This window comes from Pseudomonas peli (assembly GCF_050563605.1).
Classification (GTDB): Bacteria; Pseudomonadota; Gammaproteobacteria; order Pseudomonadales; family Pseudomonadaceae; genus Aquipseudomonas; species Aquipseudomonas peli_A.
Window position 1 is genome coordinate 217,981 of the sequence record NZ_JBNXUH010000004.1, and the last position, 21,884, is coordinate 239,864.

Below are 21,884 nucleotides of genomic sequence, written 5' to 3' on the forward strand. Positions count from 1 at the left end.
ATGAAATGATCAACGTCGATTTACAGCAACTGGTGCAAGCCCTCGACGCTGCCAGCAAACATGACCTGGAATGCGCCGCCGAGCGCTGCGTAGTCCGCGGCGGCAGCAAGATTCTGGTGGAAGACCTGCTGCTCGGCCTTCTTGAGCGCCCGGAAGGCTTGCTGCCCCGCGCCCTGCAGGATGCCGAAGTGGACGCCGGCGAGCTGGCCCGCGCCCTGCAACCGCGCGGCGAACACAGCGAATCGCGCAACCCGGTGTTTGCCACCGAACTGGTGCAATGGCTGCAGGACGCCCTGCTGGTCGCCAGCCTGGAGCTCGGCCAGAGCCAGGTCGATGAAGCCGCGCTGATCCTCGCCCTGCTGCGCAATCCGATGCGCTACGCCGGCAGCCACTACCAGCCACGACTGGCCAAGCTGAATGCCGAGCGCCTGCGCGAATTCGCCATGGCCCAGCAGCCGCAAACCGCCGCAGGTAAACCAGCAGCCGGTGGCGAATCGAACCTCTCGCGTTTCACCCACAACTTCACCCAGCAGGCGCGCGACGGCAAGCTCGACCCGGTGCTGTGCCGCGACGGCGCGATCCGCCAGATGATCGACATCCTCGCCCGCCGCCGTAAAAGCAACCCGATCGTGGTCGGCGAAGCCGGTGTCGGCAAGACCGCCATCGTCGAAGGCCTGGCCCTGCGCATCGCCGCCGGTGAAGTGCCGGCCGCGCTCAAGGGTGTCGAACTGCTGTGCCTGGACCTCGGCCTGCTGCAAGCCGGCGCCAGCGTCAAAGGCGAATTCGAACGCCGCCTGCAGGGCGTGATCGATGAAGTGAAGGGTTCGCCCAAGCCGATCATCCTGTTTATCGATGAAGCCCACACCCTGATCGGTGCCGGCGGCCAGGCCGGCAGTGGTGATGCCGCCAACCTGCTCAAGCCCGCCCTGGCGCGTGGCGAGCTGCGTACCATCGCCGCCACCACCTGGAGCGAATACAAGAAGTACTTCGAGAAGGACCCGGCCCTGGCCCGACGCTTCCAGCTGGTGCAGCTGCATGAGCCGACCGTCGATGAAGCCGTGACCATCCTGCGTGGCCTGGCGCCGGTGTATGAAAAGAGCCACGGCATCTACCTGCGTGACGACGCCGTGGTCGCCGCCGCCGAGCTGTCCGCGCGCTATCTGGCTGGCCGCCAGCTGCCGGACAAAGCCGTCGATGTACTCGACACCGCCTGCGCCCGCGTGCGCATCAGCCTGGCCGCCGCCCCGGAAGCGCTGGAGCGCCTGCGCGGCGAGATCGCCGAAGGTGAACGGCAGAGCGAGGCCATGGGCCGGGATATGGAAGCCGGCCTGAAAATCGACAGCGAAATCCTCGAACAGCTCGAAGCACGCCTGGGCCAGGCCCGCGCCGAGCTGGAGCAGATCGAAACCCGTTGGGCGGTGCAGCGTGAACTGGCCGAACGCCTGCTGGAATTGCGCAAGCAATGCGCCAGCCTGCGCCAGAACCCTACCGAAGCCGAGAACAGCGACGGCCAGGCGGTGCAGTTGGAGCAACTGGAAAGCGAACTGCGCGCCGTGCAAGCCGAGCTGGCCAGCGCTCAGGTGAATGAGCGCCTGGTCAGTTTTGAAGTCTGCCCGCGTCTGGTAGCGGAAGTGATCAGCCACTGGACCGGCGTGCCGCTGAGCCAGCTGGCCCGCGAGCACAACAGTAAGGTGCTGACCTTCGCCAGCGATCTGCGCCAGCGTGTACGCGGTCAGGAGCAAGCCATCGCCGCCCTGGACCGCTCGATGCGCGCCACCGCCGCCGGCCTCAACCGCGCCGATGCCCCGGTCGGCGTATTTCTGCTGGTCGGCCCCAGCGGCGTCGGTAAAACCGAAACCGCACTGGCCCTGGCGGATCTGCTGTATGGCGGCGAGCGCTTCCTCACCACCATCAATATGTCCGAATTCCAGGAGAAGCACACCGTTTCCCGCCTGATCGGCGCGCCGCCCGGCTACGTCGGCTATGGCGAAGGCGGCATGCTCACCGAAGCCGTGCGGCAGAAGCCCTATTCGGTGGTGCTGCTCGATGAGGTGGAAAAAGCCGATCCGGACGTGATGAACGTCTTCTATCAGATCTTCGACAAGGGCGTGGCCAACGACGGTGAAGGCCGCGAGATCAACTTCCGCAATTGCCTGATCCTGATGACCAGCAACCTCGCCAGCGAGCGTATCGCCAGCCTCTGCCAGGGCGGTCAGCGTCCGGATGCGGACACGTTGGAACAGGCGATTCGCCCGACCCTGACCCAGCACTTCAAGCCGGCGCTGCTCGGGCGCATGCGCGTGGTGCCGTACTACCCGATCAATGGCGAGGTGCTCAACGAGCTGGTTGGCCTCAAGCTGGCGCGTTTTGGCGAGCGCCTGCAGCGCCGTCAGCTGCAGTTCAGCCATTGCCCGGCGCTGCTGGAAAACCTCGCCGAGCGTTGCAGCCACAGCGACAGCGGCGCGCGCCTGATCGATCACCTGATCGACCAGCACCTGCAACCGCTGGTGGTCGATCGTCTGCTCGACGCCATGGCCAGCGGCGAAAGCCTGCAACGCGTGCACGCCACCCTGGACGGCGAAGGGACGGTGGTCTGTGAGTTCGCTTAACGTGTCGCTGATGTTCAGCCAGGTGCCGCAGCCACTGCGCTATGCCGAAGCGCTGTTGCAACGCTTCGCCACGCTAGCGCGCGCGGCCAATAGCGACGCCCTGCTCGGCGGCCTGGTGGAAAGCGCCGCGCAGCTGTCCGGCAGCGAACTGAGCCAGCTGTACCTGCTCGACGACACCCACACACGCCTGACTCTGTCCGCCGAATGGCAGGACGGCCTGCTGCAACCGCGCGCGGACGCCAGCCTGTCCAGCGACTACGACGGCGAACAGCTGCTGCAGTACTGCCTGTGCCAGAACCAAACGCTCAGCCTCAATGAACTGGACAGCAGCCTGCACCAGACCGGCTTCCTCCCCGAGGCACAACAACCCTGGCGCAGCCTGCTGTGCCAGCCGCTGCTGGATGAGCAGAAAGGCGTCACCGGCCTGCTGCTGATTGCCAGCCAACGCTCGCGTGAGCTGCAGGGTTTTGCCGACTCGCTCGGCCATCTGGGCAGCTTTGTTGTCGCCCAACTGCATCTGCTGCAGCGCCTGCGTTCGCCGCGCGGCGAGCAGCCGGTTGCCGTGGTCAGCACGCCCTGCGCCAGCGGCTATGGCCTGATTGGCGACAGCCCGGCGATGCGCAGCGTCTACCAGCTAATCAGCAAAGTGCTGCACAACCCGGTCAGCGTTTTGCTGGCGGGCGAAACCGGCACCGGCAAGGAACTGGTGGCCCGCGCCATCCACGATTGTGGTTTCCGCCGCAGCAAGGCCTTTGTCGTGCAGAACTGCGCCTCGCTGCCGGAGAACCTGCTGGAAAGCGAACTGTTCGGCTACCGCAAAGGCGCCTTCAGCGGCGCCGACCGCGACCATCAGGGCCTGTTCGATGCGGCCAATGGCGGCACCCTGTTTCTCGATGAAATCGGTGATATGCCGCTGAGCCTGCAAGCCAAGCTGCTGCGCGTGTTGCAGGAAGGCGAAGTACGCCCGCTGGGCTCCACCGCCACGCACAAGGTCGATGTGCGCATCGTCGCCGCCACCCACCACAACCTGCGCAACCTGGTGGAAGAAGGCCGTTTCCGCGAAGACCTGTTCTATCGCCTGGCGCAGTTCCCCATCGAGCTGCCGGCCCTGCGTGAACGCGATCAGGACATCCTCACTCTGGCGCGCTATTTCGCCGACAAGGCCAGCACCTTCCTGCAGCGCAACCAGTGCCGCTGGACCGACAGCACCCTCGATCACCTGGCGCGCTACCCCTTTCCCGGCAACGTGCGCGAACTGAAAGGTCTGGTCGAACGTGCCGTGCTGCTGTGCGAAGGCGGCGAGCTGCTGCCGGAGCACTTCGACCTGCGCCAGGCAGGCAGCAACGATGAGCCCGGGATGAACCTGCGCGAACGCATGGAGCGCGTCGAACGCAGCCTGCTGCTCGACTGCCTGCGCAAGAACCGTGGCAACCAGACCAGCGCAGCCTGCGAGCTGGGCCTGCCGCGCCGCACCCTGCTGTATCGCATGCAGCGGCTGAATATCAGCCCGGCTGACGTGTAAGGCTTAAGGAGAAGAGCATGTTCAACGCCGCCAATCAGACCCATTTCAGCCTGAGCATCGAAGGTGCCAGCCACGATCTGCAGGTGCTCGAATTTACCGGCCGTGAAGCCATCAGCCAGCCGTTCGTGTTCGAGTTGGAGCTGATCAGCGAGCGCCCCGATCTCGATCTGGAAAGCCTGCTGCACCAACCAGCATTTCTTGCCTTTACCCAAGACGGCGGAGGAGTGCATGGCCTGGTCTACCGCGTCGCCCAGGGTGATTCCGGCAAGCGCATGACCCGCTACCACATCACTCTACGTCCGCAGCTGGCTTACCTGGCGCATCGCATCAATCAGCGGATCTTCCAGCACCTGAGCGTGGAAAAAATCATCAGCCAGGTGCTCGAAGAGCACGGCATTCAGAGCAATGCCTACAAATTCCAGTTCGGCCCCAGCGTCTACCCGGAGCGCGAATACTGCGTGCAGTACGACGAAAGCGACCTGCACTTTATTCAGCGCCTGTGCGAAGAAGAAGGCATTCACTACCACTTCCAGCACAGCGAACAAGGTCATGTGCTGGTTTTCGGCGATGACCAGACGGTGTTCCCGAAATTGGCGCCCACTGCGTACCAGCAGGACAGCGGCCTGGTCGCCGACGAGCCGGTGATCAAGCGCTTCGCCCTGCGCCTGGAAACCCGCAGCAACCGCGTAACCCGCCGCGACTACAACTTCGAAAAACCCAAGCTGCTGATGGAAGCGGCCTTCAACAGCGAGCTCCAGCCCGACCTCGAGGACTACGACTACCCCGGTAGTTTTGTCGAGCGCGAGCGCGGCAAACACCTGGCCAAACGCAACCTGGAACGCCACCGCAGCGACTATGAACTGGCCAGCGGTGAAAGCGACCAGCCGCTGCTGGTCAGCGGCCACTTCCTCAACCTCAGCGAGCATCCGCGCGCGGACTGGAACCAGCTCTGGCTGCTGACGGAAGTCAGCCATGAAGGTAAGCAACCGCAAGTGCTGGAAGAGTCAGTCACCAGCCATACCCAGGTCAGCGACGGCTTCCAGCAGGGTTACCGCAACCGCTTCAGCGCCACGCCTTGGGATGTGCTGCATCGCCCAGCGCTGAAGCATCCGAAACCCAAGGTACTCGGCAGTCAGACCGCCGTGGTCACCGGGCCAACGGGTGAAGAGATCCACTGCGATCAGTACGGCCGGGTCAAAGTGCAATTTCACTGGGACCGCGAAGGCCAAGCGGATGACACCACCAGCTGCTGGCTGCGCGTGTCCTCCAGCTGGGCAGGCGATGGCTACGGCGCTATCGCCATCCCGCGCATCGGCATGGAAGTGCTGGTGACCTTCCTCGAAGGTGATCCCGATCAGCCGCTGGTCACCGGTTGCCTGTACCACGCTGCCCATGTCGTGCCCTACGCGCTGCCAGCGAACAAGACCCGTAGCCTGTTCAAAACCTTGAGCAGCCCAGGCGGTGGCGGCTACAACGAGCTGCGCATCGAAGACAAGAAAGGCGTCGAACAGATCTACCTGCACGCCCAGCGCGACTGGGACGAAAACATCGAGCACGACCAGAAAATCCGCATCGGCAACGAACGCCACGACACGGTCGAAGCCAACAGCTACAGCCAGTTTCTCGCCGAAGAACACCGCACCACCCACTCCGACCGCAAGGTGGAAACCCGCAGCAACGACCACCTCACCGTCGGGCAGAAACAACATGTGAAAGTCGGCGTCGGCCAGTTCGTCGAAGCCGGTAACGAAATCCACTACTACGCCGGCAACAAAGTGGTGATCGACGCCGGCATGGAACTCACCGCCTCAGGTGGCGGTAGCTTCCTCAAACTCGACCCAGGCGGCGTCACGCTCAGCGGTGCGACGATCAAGATCAACTCTGGCGGTGGCCCGGGCAAAGGCTCGGGCATCGCTATCCTGCCGCCCACTATTCCGGGCGCGGCGGATGCGGATAAAGCGGGCAATCTGCTTGATAGCGCCAATGCCAACACCACTTGGTTGGAGTTGAACCTGCACTACAAGAACCTGGAGCCCGTGCCCGGTGCAGCTTACCGCGTCGAATTTGCAGATGGCTCTGTTCGTGAGGGCGTTTTAGACACGGACGGTTTCGCCCGGCTAGAAGATGTACCGCCTGGGCCGGCCAAGGTGTGGTACGGCGAAGACCCGCGCCCTTACGCGCGCAAGCCGGTCAAGGCAGTCGACGTTACCGATGCAAGTATTGAGGACGACTTGCGCAAACTTGGACTGGATCCCAGTCAGGTGGATTTACAGCAATTGGTTGAGCAAGCAGCAGGGAGGCTGGCATGAGCACTGGAGAAAAGCAGGCGGCATACAACGAAGCATTAACCGAGCTGGCCAAAGGTATTGCGCTCGGTGCCGTACCCTTTCTAGGCCAAGCGATTGATGCCTATGACACGGTTGAGGCGTCTATTCATCTCTACAACGAGAAGACGGCTCAGGGTAAAGAAGATGCCCAGTTTGACTTGCTATTGGCCATCATCGGTTGGATTCCAGGGCCGGGCGACGGCCTGAAAAAAAGCCTGCGTATTGTCAACCGGGATCCTCAACGCTTTGCACCTGTGTTGTTTGATCTGCTGCGCTTTGTTCTGCAGGAATGTGGCGTCAAAACCAGCCCGGAAGAGCTGTTGGCACAGGTATTCAACGCAGGCGCCCTGCGTGCCGAATTGGACGAAATCATCTCTGGGGTAAAAGGCTCATCTGCATTCAAAAGCCTGCCCGCATGGATTCAGAGCGCCGTATTGACGGTACTTTCTACTTCACGAGACAGCATGCCTGCTCTTGTCGGGATCGTCGAAAAACGCCTGACCAAGTGGAAACGTATACAACGCAATAGCGCGGCAGCATCGGCTGGAAGAGGTCCACGCCAAGGGCAAAAGCCCGCCGCCAAAGATGGGCAAGTGGCCGCAGAGGGCAGAGACGGGGCGAGCCAAACTCATTCCAACAAAATCGATAATTCCAACCTCGGCACTCAAGCACTCTCCAGCCTGACCAACGAAGGTTTAGGCGTCAGCGGCGAACATATCGCCGACTACATTTGCGCCGAAAAATTCGGCTGGGGCAAAGACTGGGATGGCCACGACAAGGGAGCCGAAGGCCAGTGGCTGGAAGGCAAGCCCAGCGCCAGCAAGATGGGCAAGCTTTCTAAAGGCGGCAGCCCTAAATCGCCCCATGTGCTTTACAAACTAACCGACGGCGCCAACGGCACAGGTATCGATGCTGTTTGGCGGGCCAATCCTGCTACGAACGGTGGGAAGAAATTCGCCATTGTCGAAGCAAAGGCGAGCAAGGATGAGGACGCTCCAAAGTTCCTGCGCAAGCTGAACAATACGCGCAAACCAGGCATCACCTCCAAGTTAGGAGTTTCAGGCCTGGCTGATCCAAGTGAATTGCTGGAGCCCATTGCACAAGACAACCCCGAGTCCGCACCAAGCAAGCGGCCAGGGGGACGGAGCAGTGGAAAATCATCCGGAAAGAGCGCAAATAACGCTCCAAATAAGCGCTCCGCTAATACCGCTGAAGCAAGCCCCAAGGCAGTCCAAGTGCAGATGAGCAAGGAGTGGGTCGCTGCCTGCCTGAGAAAACAAGTAGGTGCTCACCTGTATCGAGAAGTGATCCTCTCTTACAGCAGGCACTTGTTCTTCGCTCCGCTATACCACCCGTCTGGCAGCCCACAGAACCATGCCCAAGTACGACTCGCTGGTGGAACTGACGCCGATCATAGCGAGCATTCCGCTTTCCACTACAGCGAGCAGGACGTCAAGAAAGCGGTGAACAAACGTAAGAGTTCACTCAGCAGAAAGTACGGCAGCATGCCGTCCCTGAAGATCGAGGCCTGATATGAACAGAAGACAACCTTTCATAACGGAAAGCTACTACAAGAGCCTTGTCTCCCTTTATGACTCGTCAGAAGAGTTCTGGCACGACAAAGACCTGGAAGAAGACGCTCCAGGCCAGGAGGCATCGCTTAAAGCCTACGAATACAAGCAGGATGCGTTAAGCGCGCTAATCATCCGCTACACCGCTGGAGAACCAATAGAGTCACTTATCCAACCGCTCGAAAAGGTCATTCTCAACTTCGAGCGCTACCAGAGTGCCCTCGCCGACTACGAGCAAGTAACCAATATCTCTCCCCTCGCGATCGACGATTGGCCTGGACAATACGAAGAGTGCGTACAAGTTATAAGCCTCTGCATTCTGCTGCATCGGATCGACTTGCTGCAGCGCTTTGTCGCCTTGTTAGACAACGCCGGTTATGCCGGTGAAGACACGCTGTATGAAGATCTACTACGCAAAGTTTTACCTGGTCGCAATGACTTGGATGAGTGGTATCACGATCTTTATACGCCGCTAATCCGAGCTATTTATGCACCCACCAAAGAAGAGGCATCCGCATTACTGAAGCTCTATTGCGATCAGTGGTACAGCGCTTTTGAAGACAAGCAAACCAATTGGCATGACACCCACCTAGATATCGACGGTGACGAGGGTAGTTATTACGGCTACTGGGCCTTCGAAGCCGCTGCTATTGCCTTTCTTTACGACATCGACGACAGCGAAGTCGACCATATGGTCTACCCCAAAGACTTGGTGGCTTACGCCCGTAATTTCAGTTCGTCGCCTAACTCTACGCAGACTGGCCGCATCGAATCCGGGCAACCCTGCCCCAAAGCGGGCTACTGGTTTACCCCGGCTCAGGCTAATTCTCGACGAGCCTTCAAGCAAGGCGAAACCATGCCGGCTTTCGACGGTTCCCGTTGGGGCGCGACGCTTTGGTATTGGTCCGGCGAAGACGATGCCTGATATCTGCTTACCCACCTTTCGCACTTAAAAGAGAAGAGCAACTGATGCTGAAACGTTATTACCCAACCGCCCTGCTCGCCCTGGCCCTATGCCTCTCCGCCTGCAGCGGCAATTACAAGTTCAACGATGACGAATACCGCCCACTCGGCGAACCGCAAGCAGTGAAACGCGGCAACTGACCGCAAGGAGTTAACAACCATGGAACTGGTCTTCGATGTGGTCAGTGCACAGCAGTTCGTGCCAGGTCTATTGACCACCAAAACCTTCAAGCAGGCCGGCGGCATTATTGGCCGGGCGGAGGAATGCGACTGGGTGATTCCGGATCGCAAGCGCGTGCTGTCCAGCCGGCATGCCGAGGTGAGCTATCGCAATGGCTCCTTCTACCTGACCGACACCAGCAGCAATGGCATTCAGCTGAAAGACAGCGGCGCCAGCCTGCGCAAGGGCGAGGCCCAGCGTATCGAGCATGGCAGCGTGTATTGCTTTGGCGATTTCGAGTTGCGCGCGCGGTTGATTCAGGACCCGGCAATGTTCGCCGGCGATATCGGCCGTGCGCAGCCGGCCGGCAGCATCATCCCGGACGATGCCTTTCTCGACCTCGACCCACTGACCGCCATCGACCAGCAGGAACGCGTGTATGCCGAGGTCGATGACCTGACGGCAATTCTGCGTCCGCATAACGTGCAGGCGCAGCAACGTGACTATGCGCAGATCGATGAAGAAAACCTGCTGGTGCCCGCGCTGGTAATGCCAACGCCCGAGCCGCAGCCCAAGCGTGCGCCCGAGCCGGTGCGCATGCCTTTGAGCTTCTGGGAAAAATTCGGCGAGGCCCTCGGGATCAAAATTGATGACCTCGATGACGATGCCCGCGAAGCCCTGGCCATCCACAGCGCCAAGCTGCTCAAACAGAGCATCGGCAGCCTGCAGCAAAGCCTACGCACCCGCAGCGAGCTGAAGAACGAACTGCGCCTGGCCCTGACCACCGTGCAGAGCGCTGGCAACAACCCGCTCAAGCACACCGCCGATAGCAGTGAAGCGCTGAGCGCTCTGCTGCGTGGTGGCAAAGCCGGGCAACTGAGCGCCGAGCAGACCATCAGCCGCAGCTTCCGTGATCTGCAAGCGCACCAGGTGGCGCTGCTAGCCGCCAGCCGCGCGGCGGTCAAGGGCATGTTCGAGCAACTGTCGCCGGAGCAGCTGAGCCTGCGGTTCGAGCGCGAAGGTCGTAAGCCGCTGATCGCCACAGCTGGCAGCCGCTGGCGCGCCTACCGTCGCCTGCACAGCGCCCTGGAGCAGAACGACGACTGGAGCGACCGTCTGTTCGCCCGCGACTTCGCCAACACCTACGAAGAACAGGTTCGCCTGATCGCCACCCTCAACAACGACGTTCAAGGATGATCTCCATGCACCGTTTCACCTGCCTGGCCCTGTTGGCCGCCCTGCTCAGCCTGACTGGCTGCGCGGCGCTTTCGCCCTATTCGGATATGACCAAGCTCGACCTGACCCTCAACGGCAGCGATGAGCTCAACCCGGACCTCAATGGTCGCCCTTCGCCGATCGTCCTGCGCCTGATTGAGCTGAAGCACCCGGTGGCCTTTGAGACCGCCGATTTCTTCTCGCTTTATCAGCGCCCGAAAGAAGCCCTGTCGCCGGATATGGTGGTGCTCGAAGAGCTGGAGCTGCGCCCAGGCGAGCAACGCGAAATGAAGCTGTCGGTACAGCCGGGCAGCCGCTATGTCGGCGTGCTGGCGGCCTACCGCGACCTGCCGGAAAGCAACTGGCGCGTGGTGATTCCGTTGCAGGAGCAGGCACGCAACAGCAGCGTGCTGACCCTCGATGCTCTGGGCATCAAGGCTCAGGATGACGCCAACAAGGAAGAGGAATAAGCCATGGCCATGCATAAAGTGGTCTGGCAGGAAGGCATGTTGCTGCGTCCGCAGCACTTCCAGCAGAACGACCGTTACTACGACTACCAGCTGAAAACCCGCACGCAGAAGCTCGACAGCTATGCCTGGGGCTTTTTCGAGCTGGAGATCGACCGCCAGTTCCTCAATATGGGCAAGCTGGTGGTGAGCAAGGCCAGCGGCATTCTGCCCGATGGCACCCTGTTCGACATCGGCGCCGAGCGCGAGCCGCTGGCCCTCGACGTGCCGCCGAACACCGGCAACACCCCGGTGTATCTGGCACTGCCACTGGTCACCGGTAACCATATCGAGAGCCGCCGCCCCGAGCAGCAGGACGTGCTGGCGCGCTTTACCGCCTTCGATGAGGAAGTGACCGACTCCAACGCCGGCGACAGCGCATCGAGTCAGGTCAGCTGTGGCCGCCCGGATTTCCGTCTGCTGCTCGGCGAGCAGCAGAGCGACCAGGCCTACGTCAAATTGCAGCTGTGCGACGTACTCGATACCACCCCGGACGGGGTGATCAGCATCGACCCGGAATTTATTCCGACCTACGTCAACTTCCAGGCTTCCGGCTATCTGCTGAGCTGCCTCAAGGAAGTGATCAGCATGCTCGCCCACCGTGGCGACATTCTTGCTGAACGTATTCGCGCCACCGGCAAGGTCGGCGGTGCAGAAGTCGGCGACTTTATGATGCTGCAGCTGATCAACCGCTTCGAGCCGGTGCTGCGCCATTACCTGGGCATCGAGCAAGTACACCCGGAGCAGATCTACCGCGAACTGCTCGGCCTGCTCGGCGAGCTGGCGACCTTCTCCAGCGAGATCAAACGCCCGCGCCTGGAAGGCCGTTATCTGCACAGCGATCAGGGCGTGAGCTTCCGCAAGCTGATGGATGCAATCCGCCAGGTGCTGTCGATGGTGCTGGAACAGCACGCCATCGAAATGCTCCTGCAACAGCGTCAGTACGGCATTCAGGTGTCGCCGTTGCACGATCACAAACTGCTCGCCACCTCCACCTTCGTCCTCGCCGCCAGCGCCCAGTGCGATTCGGAAGAACTGCGCCAGCGCCTGCCGGCGCACCTCAAGGTCGGCCCGGTGGAGCAGATTCGCCAACTGGTCAACCTGCACCTGCCCGGCATCAAGGTCAAACCCATGCCGGTGGCACCACGGCAGATTCCCTTCCACTCGGGGAAAACCTACTTCGCCCTGGAACTGGGCTCCGAGGAACTGGCGCAGCTGGAACGCTCCGGCGGCTTCGCTTTCCACGTGTCCGGCGAGTTCTCCGGGCTTGAGATGAAATTCTGGGCGATCAGGAACTGATTATGACCACCAAGGAAATGGAATACGGCCAGGACGACAAAACCGTCATCCTCAACCGCAAGGGTGATGCCCCCGCGCACAGCCCGCTGACTGACTTCGCCGCGCCGCCGAAATTCGAACAGCTGGAAGAGCGGATGATCTACGCCGCGCGCCTGCGCCCGGCCGAAAGCTTCAATATCAGCCTCAACCCGCTGGTCGCAGCCGCCGCCACCCTGCTCTCGGAAGTGGTGCGCCTCAAGCACAGCTTCGACAGCGAAGACATGCATGCGCTGAACCAGCGCCTGGCCAGCGCCATCAAGCTGTTCGAACACCGCGCCCTGCATGAAGGCGCGGAAAGCAGCCAGGTGATGGCCGCGCGCTACGTGCTCTGCACCGTGGTCGACGAGGCCGTGGTAACCACGCCCTGGGGCAACGAGAGCGAGTGGTCGCAGATGAGTCTGTTGTCCTCGTTCCACAACGAAACCTTCGGTGGCGAGAAGTTCTTCCAGCTGCTTGAGCGCCTATCGCGCAACCCGGTCAAGCACTTGCCGATGCTCGAGCTGATGTACCTGTGCCTGTCCCTCGGTTTCGAGGGCAAGTACCGTGTGCTGCCGCGCGGCATGCTTGAACTGGAAGCGGTACGCGACAGCCTGTACCGGCAGATCCGCCAGATGCGCGGTGATGTGCCACGCGAGGTTTCGCCGCACTGGCAGGGCCTGAAAGACACCCGCCGGCGCCTGGTGCGCATCGTGCCGTGGTGGCTGGTGGCGTTGTTTACCCTGGTCTGCCTGGTGGTGATGTATGGCGGTTTCGCCTGGGTATTGGGCGAGCAACGCGAAACGATTTTGCAGCCGTACGAGCAACTCGACCCGTCTGCGGGTGTAAGCATGGATGATCTGAAATGAAGAGTTTTTTCGGCAAGTTAGCCGCATTTTTCCGCAAGACCTGGGTATGGAGCCTGTGTCTGGTATTGGTTCTGGCACTGCTGGTGTGGTTTGTCGGCCCGCTGCTCGCGGTCAACGATTACAAGTTCTGGGAATCGGCCACCAGCCGCCTGCTGAGCATCAGCGGGTTGTTCCTGATCTGGGGCCTGGCCATGGTGTTCGCCAGCTGGAAGGCCACCGCCCGCAAGAAGGCCGAGGAAGACGACGCTGATGCCCAGGAACGCCTGCGCCGCGAAGGCCTGATCAACGAAGAGCAGCTCGAGCTGCGCCAGCGCTTCAAGCAGGCGCTGCACAGCCTCAAACGCTCCAGCCTGTATCGCGGCCGCAGCGAAAAATGGCGCAACGAGCTGCCCTGGTACTTGCTGCTCGGCCCACAGAGCAGCGGCAAGACCAGCTTGCTGGACTTCTCCGGCCTGGATTTCCCGCTTAATCGCGGTGACCAACAGCGCCTGACCAAGGACGTTTCCGGCACCCGTTATGCCGACTGGTATTTCGCCGATCACGCCGTGCTGATCGACACCGCCGGGCGCTACCTGACCCAACCCGACCCGGCCATCGACAGCCGCGCCTGGGACACCCTGCTGGGCCTGCTGCGCAAACGCCGCGCGCGCCCGCTGAACGGCGTGCTGGTCAACATTCCGGTGGAGCAGCTGCAAGGCGGCAGCGAAATCGAACTGGAAAACCTCGCCCGCCAGACTCGTCAGCGTCTGCAGGATATTCACCAGCGCCTCGGTGCCGATGTACCGGTGTACCTGGTGCTGAGCAAGGCCGACAAGGTGCTCGGCTTCGATGAATTCTTCGACCAGCTGTCGCGCGAAGAAAGCGATCAGGTGCTCGGCGCCAGCTTCCGCAAAGACCAGAACGCCACCGACGTACAGGTAATCCGCCAGGAGTTCGAAGAGCTGCTGCGTCGCCTCAACAGCCAGGTAATCCTGCGCATGCACCAGGAGCGCGACACCCAGCGCCGTGGACGCATCCTCGACTTCCCGCATCAGCTGGGCCTGCTCGGCGAGCGTCTGTGCCTGTTCAGCGAACTGGCCTTCAGCGGCAACCGCTACCAGCGCGCTAGCCAGCTGCGCGGTTTCTACCTGACCAGCGCGCCGGAACTAAACGACCAGCTCGACCCGAGCACCAGCAGCATCGGCCGCAACCTGGGCCTGTCCAGCAGCGCCCTGCCGACCTTCCGCACCGGTCGTGCACGCTTTATCAATCACCTGCTCAGCCGAGTGATCTTCCCCGAAGCCGACCTTGCCGGCCTCGATCAGAAGGAAGTGCGTCGTATCGACTGGGGCCAGCGCGCCATGTACGCCACCGCCCTGGTGGTGCTCGGCATATTCGGTGTGGTCTGGGCCGGCGGTTTCTCCGGTAACCACGGCCGTCTGGAGCAACTGCGCGACCTCGCTCAACAACTGACCCAGCAACACAACAGCCTCGGTACTCAGGATGATGCCCTGCGCACCCTCAAGGCGCTGGACCACAGCTACGCCGCCACTCAGGTGTTCCCGCCGGTGGATGAGGTGTCTTACCTGCAACGCGGCGGTCTGTACCAGGGCGAAAAAGTCGACCCAACGCTGCAAAAGGCCTACCGCGCCGAACTGGAAAACCTGCTGCTGAGCCGCGTCGGGCGCCAACTGGAAGCGCAAGTACGCGCCAACCTGGGTGACCGTGAGCGCCTGCTCAACAGCCTGCGTGCTTATCTGATGCTCAACTTGGAGGAACGCCGTGACAAGGCCTTCCTGCAGGAGTGGCTGGCGGCCGACTGGTCGCTGCGTTACGCCGGCAACAGCGTCGGTCAACGAGGCCTGAATGGGCACTTCGAGCGCCTGCTGTCCGAGTCGTTCGCGCCCTACTCGCTGAATGAACCGCTGGTGGCCCAGGCTCGACAGATCCTGCGCAGCGAGTCGCTGGCCAACGTGGTCTACCGCATGCTCCGTGACCAGGCGCGCAGCCTGCCGGAATATCGCCTGAGCCAGAAACTCGGCCCACAAGCCGGGCTGTTCGTTGGCAGCGACTACGCCATTCCGGGTTTCTATACCCAGGTTGGCTACCAGAAAACCTTCACCGCCAAGGGCGCCGACCTGGTGCGCGACCTGCTGCGCGACAACTGGGTACTCGGCGAAGGCGACACCCTCAGCAGCAACGACCTAAGCCGTCTGCTGGTGGAAATGGAGCAGCTGTACTTCCGCGATTACGCCAATTACTGGGGCGAAGCCCTCGCCCAGTTGTCGCTGGACCCTATCGGCAGCGCCGGCCAGGGTGCCCTGCAACTGGCCGGCCTGACCGCCGCCAACTCGCCGCTGCTGCAACTGCTGGTGGAAGTGCGCGACAACACCCGCTTTAAAGGCATGGCCGAAGCCGCCGATGATGCTGGTGCCGCCGCCGAAGCGCTGGAAGGCGCCAAGGGCAAGCTGGGCAAAGTTGCCAAGCTCGCCGGTGCTGCCGCCGAACAGGCGCAAGCGGCACTGGTGAAAAATCTGCCGGACACCGCACGGAAAACTCTGGAACGCCGCTTCGAACCGCTGCACCGTTTGCTTGATGAAAACGGCGGTGCCGGCCCGGAACTGGCCAGCACTCTGCAAGCGCTGGATGCTCTGCAACTGCAACTGGCCAGCCTGGCGCATGCCAGCGCCCCGGAGCAGGCTGCGTTCGAACTGGCCAAGGCACGTATGGGCGGCCAGCGTGATGCGATCAACCAGGTGCGCAGCAATGCCGCGCGCCTGCCGCAACCGGTCGGCAACTGGCTCGGCCTGCTCGCCGAAGACAGCTGGATGCTGGTGCTCAACGACGCTTACCACTACCTCAATCAGCGTTATAAGAGCGAGCTGTACGCCGCCTATGACGGCTCGTTGAAGCAGCGTTATCCGTTCAGCGCACACAGCGAAAGCGATGTGGCGATTGCCGATTTCCGCGAGTTCTTCAAGGCTCAGGGGATTGCCGAGCGCTTCTTCGACAACTACCTCAAGCCGTTTGTCAGCGGCACCGCCGGCCAGTACCAACTGCGCCGCGTGGATGGCCGTGGCCTGCCGTTGTCGCGCGAGTTCCTGCTGCAGATGAGCCACACCCAAACCATCCGCCGCAGCTTCTTCGCCGAGAACCCCAACGAGCCGAAAGTGCTGTTCAAGCTCGAGCCCTACTCGCTGGATTCCAGCCTGGGCCGCGCCGACTTTCGCTTCGGCAACCAGCAGATGGAATACCGTCACGGGCCAATCGTGCAGACCGCCTTCAGCTGGCCGGCCGAAGCCAATGAAGGGCGCACCAGCCTGGTGGTCGAAGAACTCGGTGGGCGCAAGGTCGGTATCGAGAAGAACACCGGCCCCTGGTCGCTGTTCCGCCTGCTCGACCTGATGAGCGTGGACTACCACAGCGGCCGCGACGTGCTGATGCTCAAGGCTGACCTCGGCGGCCTGCGTGCCAACTATTTGTTGCACAGCCAACGCTCGCCGAACCCGTTTGACCTGGACCAGCTGCGCAGCTTCAAACTGCCGGCCACGCTCTGATGCAGGAGGTTGCCAGCCTCTGGCGCAGCGCTGCGCGTACCGACACCGGCAAGGTGCGGGCGCGCAACGAGGATGCCTTTCTAGCCCTGCCGGAGCAGGGCCTGTGGGTGGTCGCCGACGGCATGGGCGGACACCAGAACGGTGCCCTGGCCAGCCGCCTGATTGTCGAGCAGCTGGCCGAGCCGAGCGCAGGCGATTTGCCGCAGCGTCTGGATGAGCTGCGCAAGCGCCTGCATTCGCTTAACCGCCGCCTCGGTCAGGAACTAACGGTTACCGCCGCCCACCCGGACCCGGTGATCGGCAGCACGGTAGTGGCGCTGCTGATCGAAGGCGACCGCGCCGCCTGCGTGTGGGCCGGCGACAGCCGCTGTTACCTGTGGCGCGGCAGTCGGCTGTATCAGCTCAGCCGTGATCACTCGCTGCTGCAGCAGTTGATCGATGAGCAGCAAATCAGCCCAAGCGAAGCTGCTCGGCATCCGGCGGCGCACGCCCTGACTCGAGCAATCGGTGCCAGTGACGAGCTGAAGCTGGAAATTCTCGAGCTCGATGTGCTGCCCGGCGATGCCTTTCTGCTGTGCAGCGATGGCCTCTACCAGGGTCTGTCAGCCGATGCTTTGGGCGCGGCGCTGAACCTGCCTTCGCCGCAGCTGACGCTGAATCGTTTGTTCCAGCAAGCCCTCGACGGCCCGGCGCGGGACAACCTGAGTGCGGTGGTGATCCGTCGATGAGGACTCACGGATGAGTGAACAGCTGTTCGACGACCTGCAGCTGGCCAGCAGCCCGGCCAGCGACCTGACCTACTTCGCCCTGGCCGAGACTGCCGCCAAACCGGCTGCGCAAGCCCCGCGCGAAGTACTCAGCGAACTGCCGGAAGTGCTCGGCGGCCGCTACAAGATCGAGCGCCTGCTCGGTGTCGGCGGCATGGGTGCGGTGTATCGCGCCCGTGATCTGCTGCGCGAACAGTTCGGTGACCCCGAGCCCTATGTAGCCCTGAAAACCCTCAGCGATGACTTCGCCGAATACCCGGACGCCAACTCGCTGCTGTACAGCGAGTTCGCCCTAACCGCGCGGCTGAATCATCCGCATGTGGTGCGCCTGTTCGGCTTCGAGGTGGATGTACCGAGCCAGCGCGCCTTCCTTACCCTGGAGCTGCTCAAGGGCCTGACCCTCGACCAGTTGCTTAGCGAGCGTCCCGAGGGTCTGCCCTGGAGCGAGCTACAGGAAATCGCCATCGCCCTGCTCGATGCCCTGAGCTATTCGCACAGCCTCGGCGTGCTGCATGGCGACCTGAAGCCCAGCAATGTGATGCTCGCCGAAGACGGCCTGCGCCTGTTCGATTATGGTCTCGGCCAGCCCGTGGAAGGTCTGTTACCCGGCCTGCCGCGCCTGTGTCGCAACCGCTTTACCGCCTGGACGCCGCGCTATGCCGCCCTGGAATTGCTCGACGGTGCGCCGCTGACCGCCGCCGCCGATGTCTATGCCCTGGCGTGCGTGCTGTATGAGCTGGCCAGTGGTCGTCACCCGTTCCGCCGGCAGAGCGCCAAACAGGCCAAGGCCATGGAGCTGGATAAACAGCTGCAACGCCCCGAGCAGTTACCGGCGCATTGCTGGCCCGCCCTGCGCACCGCGCTGGCGTTCGATGAGGCGCAGCGCAGTATCAGTTGCGCGCAGTTGCTTGAGGTATTTCGCCGGCCCACGCACAGCGGCTGGCGGCGCTGGCTACGGTGCAGTTGAACGCAGCACGCGCCTATCAGCAGCACCAATGGATGATTTTTTAACAAGGAAATGACTATGTTCAACCCGGCCAATGAAACCCATTTCAGCCTGAGCATCGAAGGCCTTGAGCACGACCTGCAAGTGCTCGAATTCAGTGGCCGCGAAGCCATCAGTCAGCCCTATCGTTTTGAGGTTGAGCTGATCAGCGAGAACGCCGAGCTGGATCTGCAAAGCCTGCTGCATCAGCGCGCCTTTCTCGCCTTCAACCCCGACGGCTTGGGCATTCACGGCCTGATCTACCAGGTCGCTCAGGCCGAATCCGGCAAGCGCCTGACCCGCTACAAACTGAGCATCGTGCCGCAGCTGAGCTACCTGGCCCTGCGCACCAACCAGCGGATTTTCCAGCACCTGACGGTGCCGCAGATCGTTGCCCAGGTGCTGCAGGAGCACGGCATCGCCCTTGGTGGTTACCAATTCCAGCTCGGCCCAACCGTCTACCCCAAGCGCGACTACTGCGTGCAGTACGACGAGAGTGACCTGCACTTCGTTCAACGCCTGTGCGAGGAGGAAGGTATTCACTACCACTTCCAGCACAGCGAGCAGGGCCACGTGCTGGTCTTCGGCGATGACCAGAGCGCCTTCGGCAAACTCGGCCAGCCCACTGCCTACCTGCAGGACAACGGCATGACCGCCGACGAGCCGGTGATCAAGCGCTTCGCCGTACGCCTGGAAACCCGCACCAGCCGCATCACCCGCCGCGATTACGACTTCGAGCAACCACGCCTGCTGATGGAAGCCGCCTTCAAGGAGGATCGTGATCCCGAGGCCAAGCCGCTGCCGGACCTTGAGGATTACGACTACCCCGGCCGCTTTGTCGACCGTGCACGCGGCAAGCACCTCAGCCAACGCCACCTCGAACGCCACCGCGCTGATTACCGCCTGGCCGAAGGCCGTGGTGACCAGCCGAAACTGCTCAGCGGGCACTTTCTCGAACTCTCCGACCACCCGCGCCAGGACTACAACGACCTCTGGCTGCTACACGAGGTCATCCACCAGGGTAAGCAACCGCAAGTGCTGGAAGAGTCGGTTACCAGCCATACCGCAGCCAGCGACGGCTTCACCCAGGGCTACCGCAACCACTTCACCGCCACCCCCTGGGACGTGCCTTTCCGCCCGCCATTGGCCCATCCGAAACCCAAGGTGCTCGGTAGCCAGACCGCCGTGGTCACCGGCCCAGCGGGTGAAGAAATCCACTGCGACGAATACGGCCGAATCAAAGTGCAATTTTTCTGGGACCGCGAAGGCCAGGCCGACGACAAAACCAGCTGCTGGCTGCGCGTGGCCTCAAGCTGGGCCGGTGATGGCTACGGCGGTATCGCCATCCCGCGGATCGGCATGGAAGTGCTGGTAACCTTCCTCGAAGGGGACCCCGATCAGCCGCTGGTCACCGGCTGCCTGTACCACGCCGAACATGTCGTGCCCTACGACCTGCCGGCGAACAAGACCCGCACCGTATTCAAAACCCTCAGCACACCAGGTGGCGGTGGCTACAACGAGCTGCGCATCGAAGACAAGAAAGGCGCCGAGCAGATCTACCTGCACGCCCAGCGCGACTGGGATGAAAACATCGAGCACGACCAGAAGATCCGCGTCGGTAACGAACGCCACGACACCGTCGAAGCCAACAGCTACACCGAGCTCAAAGCCGAAGAAAACCTCACGGTCAAAACCGAGCGCAAGGTCGAGGTCAAACCCGACGACCACCTCACCGTCGGGCAGAACCAACACATCAAACTCGGCACCGCCCAACTGACCAAAGCCGGCCGCGAAATCCACCTCAAAGCCGGGCAAAAGATGGTCATCGAAGCCGGTACCGAACTGACCCTCAAAGCCGGCGGCAGCTTTATCAAACTCGACCCCGGCGGCATCACTCTGCTCGGCCCGTTGGCCAAAATCAACGCCGGCGGCGCACCGGGCAAAGGCTCGGGGATCAAGATCAAACCACCGGTACTGCCGGGAGCGGCGGATAGCGATAAGGCGGGGAGTTTGTTGGAGCAGGCGCAGCCTGGGCTGCTCAGTAACTGCACGGACAAGCCTCAACCTGCGGTGTGTGAGGAGTGCTTGCGCCTCGCCCAAAATAAAGCTCAAGCACTCGTTGCACGTTGAGAGGCAAACAGAACGCTATGAAACCTTCGCCCCAAACCTGGCTAGGCCTGCTTTACGAACAAGCAGAGCAGGCGCGCCTGCAGCATTTCGACCTGTTGGTCGACTCCAGCAATCTGCACTATCCACTGCTTTCAAGCCTCGCCGAGCTTGGGCAGCCCCCAGAGCTAGCCAAGCTTCTGCAAGGCACCCCGGAAGAGGCTATAGCGGCTAACGGGCCGCTGCTACTGCGAGTGGGGCTCGACCAACTCGACCAGCAAATCTGGCTTAGCGAATTGCTTGCCAGCAAAAACGCCCATCAACACCTGTTGGCGCTGCTTAGCCCCTGGCCCTTTGCCGCGCTTGCCAACCACCTGAGCCATTGCACCCAGGCCGAGTGGAACGAGGGCAGAAGCAGCGGCCTGCTGCGCTTCTACGACCCTCGCTTGCTAGTAGCCACAAGCGAGGCGCTCGACGCGCAACAGATGTGGTTCCACGCTCCCGTTATCGCCTGGCACTGGCAGGATCGCGACCGCCAACCCCGCAGCCTGGCGGGCAGCCTCAGACGTCAGCCGGAATTGCCATCGCCACTGCCGCCCTTGCGCCTTAAACACCAGCAAGTCACCAGTTTGTTGGCATGGAGTGCGGCAGAGGACTACCGCCGTAACTGGGATGTAAAGCCCCAGGACTATGGCATGGCTCAGCAGGAACCCTTGATCCGCCATCTGATGCATGGGCAGTTGGCAGCGAACCGTGAAGGGCTATATGACCTCGACCAGCGTGACAGCTTTGTCCGTGCCTGGCTGGCCAAACACTCTCCAGTGGCGCCGCCGGAAAACGCCGAGGAATGGGCATGATCCGCAGGACAGTTGCACTTTCCTGCCTTCTAGCCGCATCGCTACTAAGCGGCTGTATGGCCAGGGAATCTGAGCTACTTGGCGCTCCAGTAGAAGGAATTAACCACACCTCTGCGGCCATCAACCGCTTTACCGTCAACGGTGCCGGCGGTCCGAATCTTGGCCCTTATGGCGGCGGAGGCGGTCAAGTTTGCTGCGGTTCAATTCCACGGAGTTGGCGACCGGGATTAAGAGCCATTGTGGAATGGGAAAAGGATCCTAACCCTCGCCCGTCACCGCCCTTGCCTCCTCTTGGCACCGATGAGTATAGAGCTGCCTATAAAAAACACGCCGCAAACTACACCCGCCATAGCGCCACAGTGGCGATACCACGTTACGACGGGCCAGGCCCTATCGTTGTGCACTTTCTGCCCTGCAACCAGGTTCGTGTGGCTGCGTCAGGAATTGGCTTTGGTTACCCCGGCTACCCCTATAACCACCCACGGAGAATGGAGGATACGGCATGTCCGAAACACGACAAAAAAGAGGGGAAGAAAACCATGAAAAAGTAAAGACATGGGACAGGGGGAACCGCACG

At 61.9% G+C, this 21,884-nt stretch carries 16 protein-coding genes; all 16 read left to right on the forward strand.

Annotated elements, in window-relative coordinates; translation table 11 throughout:
• Positions 1-5: 5 nt before the first annotated feature.
• Genes tssH through ACQ4LH_RS07045 form a run of 16 tightly spaced genes read left to right on the forward strand, consistent with a single transcriptional unit; the run spans position 6 to position 21,858 of the window.
• Positions 6-2,609: a type VI secretion system ATPase TssH gene (gene tssH, locus ACQ4LH_RS06970; RefSeq protein ID WP_430696535.1), complete on the forward strand. Its 2,604-nt coding sequence runs from the start codon at positions 6-8 to the stop codon at positions 2,607-2,609.
• A 10-nt stretch (positions 2,610-2,619) separates the two neighbouring features.
• Positions 2,620-4,131: a sigma-54 interaction domain-containing protein gene (locus ACQ4LH_RS06975; RefSeq protein ID WP_430696550.1), complete on the forward strand. Its 1,512-nt coding sequence runs from the start codon at positions 2,620-2,622 to the stop codon at positions 4,129-4,131.
• Positions 4,132-4,148: 17 nt separating this feature from the next.
• Entirely contained in the window at positions 4,149-6,440 is a 2,292-nt protein-coding gene (locus ACQ4LH_RS06980; RefSeq protein WP_430696536.1) for a type VI secretion system tip protein VgrG, read from the forward strand.
• The gene (locus ACQ4LH_RS06985; RefSeq protein ID WP_430696537.1) at positions 6,437-7,990 is read left to right on the forward strand and encodes a hypothetical protein; all 1,554 of its coding nucleotides are present in this window, start codon (positions 6,437-6,439) and stop codon (positions 7,988-7,990) included. Before ACQ4LH_RS06980 ends, ACQ4LH_RS06985 begins: the two co-directional genes overlap by 4 nt.
• A 1-nt stretch (position 7,991) precedes the next feature.
• Positions 7,992-8,954, forward strand: coding sequence for a PoNe immunity protein domain-containing protein (locus tag ACQ4LH_RS06990; RefSeq protein WP_430696538.1), 963 nt, complete (start codon positions 7,992-7,994; stop codon positions 8,952-8,954).
• Between the two features lie 44 nt (positions 8,955-8,998).
• On the forward strand, positions 8,999-9,133 hold the full coding sequence (locus ACQ4LH_RS06995) for a type VI secretion protein (RefSeq protein ID WP_289238686.1): 135 nt from the start codon (positions 8,999-9,001) through the stop codon (positions 9,131-9,133).
• Positions 9,134-9,152: 19 nt separating this feature from the next.
• Positions 9,153-10,349 (forward strand): type VI secretion system-associated FHA domain protein TagH, encoded by a 1,197-nt coding sequence (gene tagH / locus ACQ4LH_RS07000; RefSeq protein WP_430696539.1) that lies wholly within the window; start codon positions 9,153-9,155, stop codon positions 10,347-10,349.
• A 5-nt stretch (positions 10,350-10,354) separates the two neighbouring features.
• Positions 10,355-10,837, forward strand: a complete 483-nt coding sequence (gene tssJ, locus ACQ4LH_RS07005) for a type VI secretion system lipoprotein TssJ (RefSeq protein ID WP_430696540.1) — start codon at positions 10,355-10,357, stop codon at positions 10,835-10,837.
• 3 nt (positions 10,838-10,840) lie between these two features.
• A complete protein-coding gene (tssK, locus tag ACQ4LH_RS07010; protein ID WP_160086100.1) occupies positions 10,841-12,172 on the forward strand; it encodes a type VI secretion system baseplate subunit TssK in 1,332 nt (443 codons plus the stop codon).
• A 2-nt stretch (positions 12,173-12,174) separates the two neighbouring features.
• Complete coding sequence (gene icmH / locus ACQ4LH_RS07015) at positions 12,175-13,056, forward strand: type IVB secretion system protein IcmH/DotU (protein WP_296218377.1); 882 nt, start codon at positions 12,175-12,177, stop codon at positions 13,054-13,056.
• Positions 13,053-16,592 (forward strand): type VI secretion system membrane subunit TssM, encoded by a 3,540-nt coding sequence (tssM, locus tag ACQ4LH_RS07020; RefSeq protein ID WP_430696541.1) that lies wholly within the window; start codon positions 13,053-13,055, stop codon positions 16,590-16,592. The genes icmH and tssM overlap by 4 nt, the downstream gene beginning before the upstream one ends.
• Positions 16,592-17,320 carry a PP2C family protein-serine/threonine phosphatase gene (locus tag ACQ4LH_RS07025; RefSeq protein WP_430696542.1) on the forward strand — a complete coding sequence of 243 codons (729 nt, stop codon included), beginning with the start codon at positions 16,592-16,594 and terminating at the stop codon, positions 17,318-17,320. The genes tssM and ACQ4LH_RS07025 overlap by 1 nt, the downstream gene beginning before the upstream one ends.
• A gap of 10 nt (positions 17,321-17,330) precedes the next feature.
• Positions 17,331-18,326 carry a serine/threonine-protein kinase gene (locus ACQ4LH_RS07030; RefSeq protein WP_430696543.1) on the forward strand — a complete coding sequence of 332 codons (996 nt, stop codon included), beginning with the start codon at positions 17,331-17,333 and terminating at the stop codon, positions 18,324-18,326.
• A 57-nt stretch (positions 18,327-18,383) separates the two neighbouring features.
• Positions 18,384-20,474, forward strand: a complete 2,091-nt coding sequence (gene tssI / locus ACQ4LH_RS07035) for a type VI secretion system tip protein TssI/VgrG (protein ID WP_430696544.1) — start codon at positions 18,384-18,386, stop codon at positions 20,472-20,474.
• Between the two features lie 17 nt (positions 20,475-20,491).
• Positions 20,492-21,307: a DUF4123 domain-containing protein gene (locus ACQ4LH_RS07040; RefSeq protein WP_430696545.1), complete on the forward strand. Its 816-nt coding sequence runs from the start codon at positions 20,492-20,494 to the stop codon at positions 21,305-21,307.
• Positions 21,304-21,858 carry a DUF3304 domain-containing protein gene (locus tag ACQ4LH_RS07045; RefSeq protein ID WP_430696551.1) on the forward strand — a complete coding sequence of 185 codons (555 nt, stop codon included), beginning with the start codon at positions 21,304-21,306 and terminating at the stop codon, positions 21,856-21,858. Before ACQ4LH_RS07040 ends, ACQ4LH_RS07045 begins: the two co-directional genes overlap by 4 nt.
• Positions 21,859-21,884: the final 26 nt, after the last annotated feature.

What these genes read in the sequence shown, in the direction of transcription:
- tssH (WP_430696535.1), top strand. Translation starts at nt 6, where the DNA reads ATGATCAACGTCGATTTACAGCAACTGGTGCAAGCCCTCGACGCTGCC.
- ACQ4LH_RS06975 (WP_430696550.1), top strand. Translation starts at nt 2,620, where the DNA reads ATGTTCAGCCAGGTGCCGCAGCCACTGCGCTATGCCGAAGCGCTGTTG.
- ACQ4LH_RS06980 (WP_430696536.1), top strand. Translation starts at nt 4,149, where the DNA reads ATGTTCAACGCCGCCAATCAGACCCATTTCAGCCTGAGCATCGAAGGT.
- ACQ4LH_RS06985 (WP_430696537.1), top strand. Translation starts at nt 6,437, where the DNA reads ATGAGCACTGGAGAAAAGCAGGCGGCATACAACGAAGCATTAACCGAG.
- ACQ4LH_RS06990 (WP_430696538.1), top strand. Translation starts at nt 7,992, where the DNA reads ATGAACAGAAGACAACCTTTCATAACGGAAAGCTACTACAAGAGCCTT.
- ACQ4LH_RS06995 (WP_289238686.1), top strand. Translation starts at nt 8,999, where the DNA reads ATGCTGAAACGTTATTACCCAACCGCCCTGCTCGCCCTGGCCCTATGC.
- tagH (WP_430696539.1), top strand. Translation starts at nt 9,153, where the DNA reads ATGGAACTGGTCTTCGATGTGGTCAGTGCACAGCAGTTCGTGCCAGGT.
- tssJ (WP_430696540.1), top strand. Translation starts at nt 10,355, where the DNA reads ATGCACCGTTTCACCTGCCTGGCCCTGTTGGCCGCCCTGCTCAGCCTG.
- tssK (WP_160086100.1), top strand. Translation starts at nt 10,841, where the DNA reads ATGGCCATGCATAAAGTGGTCTGGCAGGAAGGCATGTTGCTGCGTCCG.
- icmH (WP_296218377.1), top strand. Translation starts at nt 12,175, where the DNA reads ATGACCACCAAGGAAATGGAATACGGCCAGGACGACAAAACCGTCATC.
- tssM (WP_430696541.1), top strand. Translation starts at nt 13,053, where the DNA reads ATGAAGAGTTTTTTCGGCAAGTTAGCCGCATTTTTCCGCAAGACCTGG.
- ACQ4LH_RS07025 (WP_430696542.1), top strand. Translation starts at nt 16,592, where the DNA reads ATGCAGGAGGTTGCCAGCCTCTGGCGCAGCGCTGCGCGTACCGACACC.
- ACQ4LH_RS07030 (WP_430696543.1), top strand. Translation starts at nt 17,331, where the DNA reads ATGAGTGAACAGCTGTTCGACGACCTGCAGCTGGCCAGCAGCCCGGCC.
- tssI (WP_430696544.1), top strand. Translation starts at nt 18,384, where the DNA reads ATGTTCAACCCGGCCAATGAAACCCATTTCAGCCTGAGCATCGAAGGC.
- ACQ4LH_RS07040 (WP_430696545.1), top strand. Translation starts at nt 20,492, where the DNA reads ATGAAACCTTCGCCCCAAACCTGGCTAGGCCTGCTTTACGAACAAGCA.
- ACQ4LH_RS07045 (WP_430696551.1), top strand. Translation starts at nt 21,304, where the DNA reads ATGATCCGCAGGACAGTTGCACTTTCCTGCCTTCTAGCCGCATCGCTA.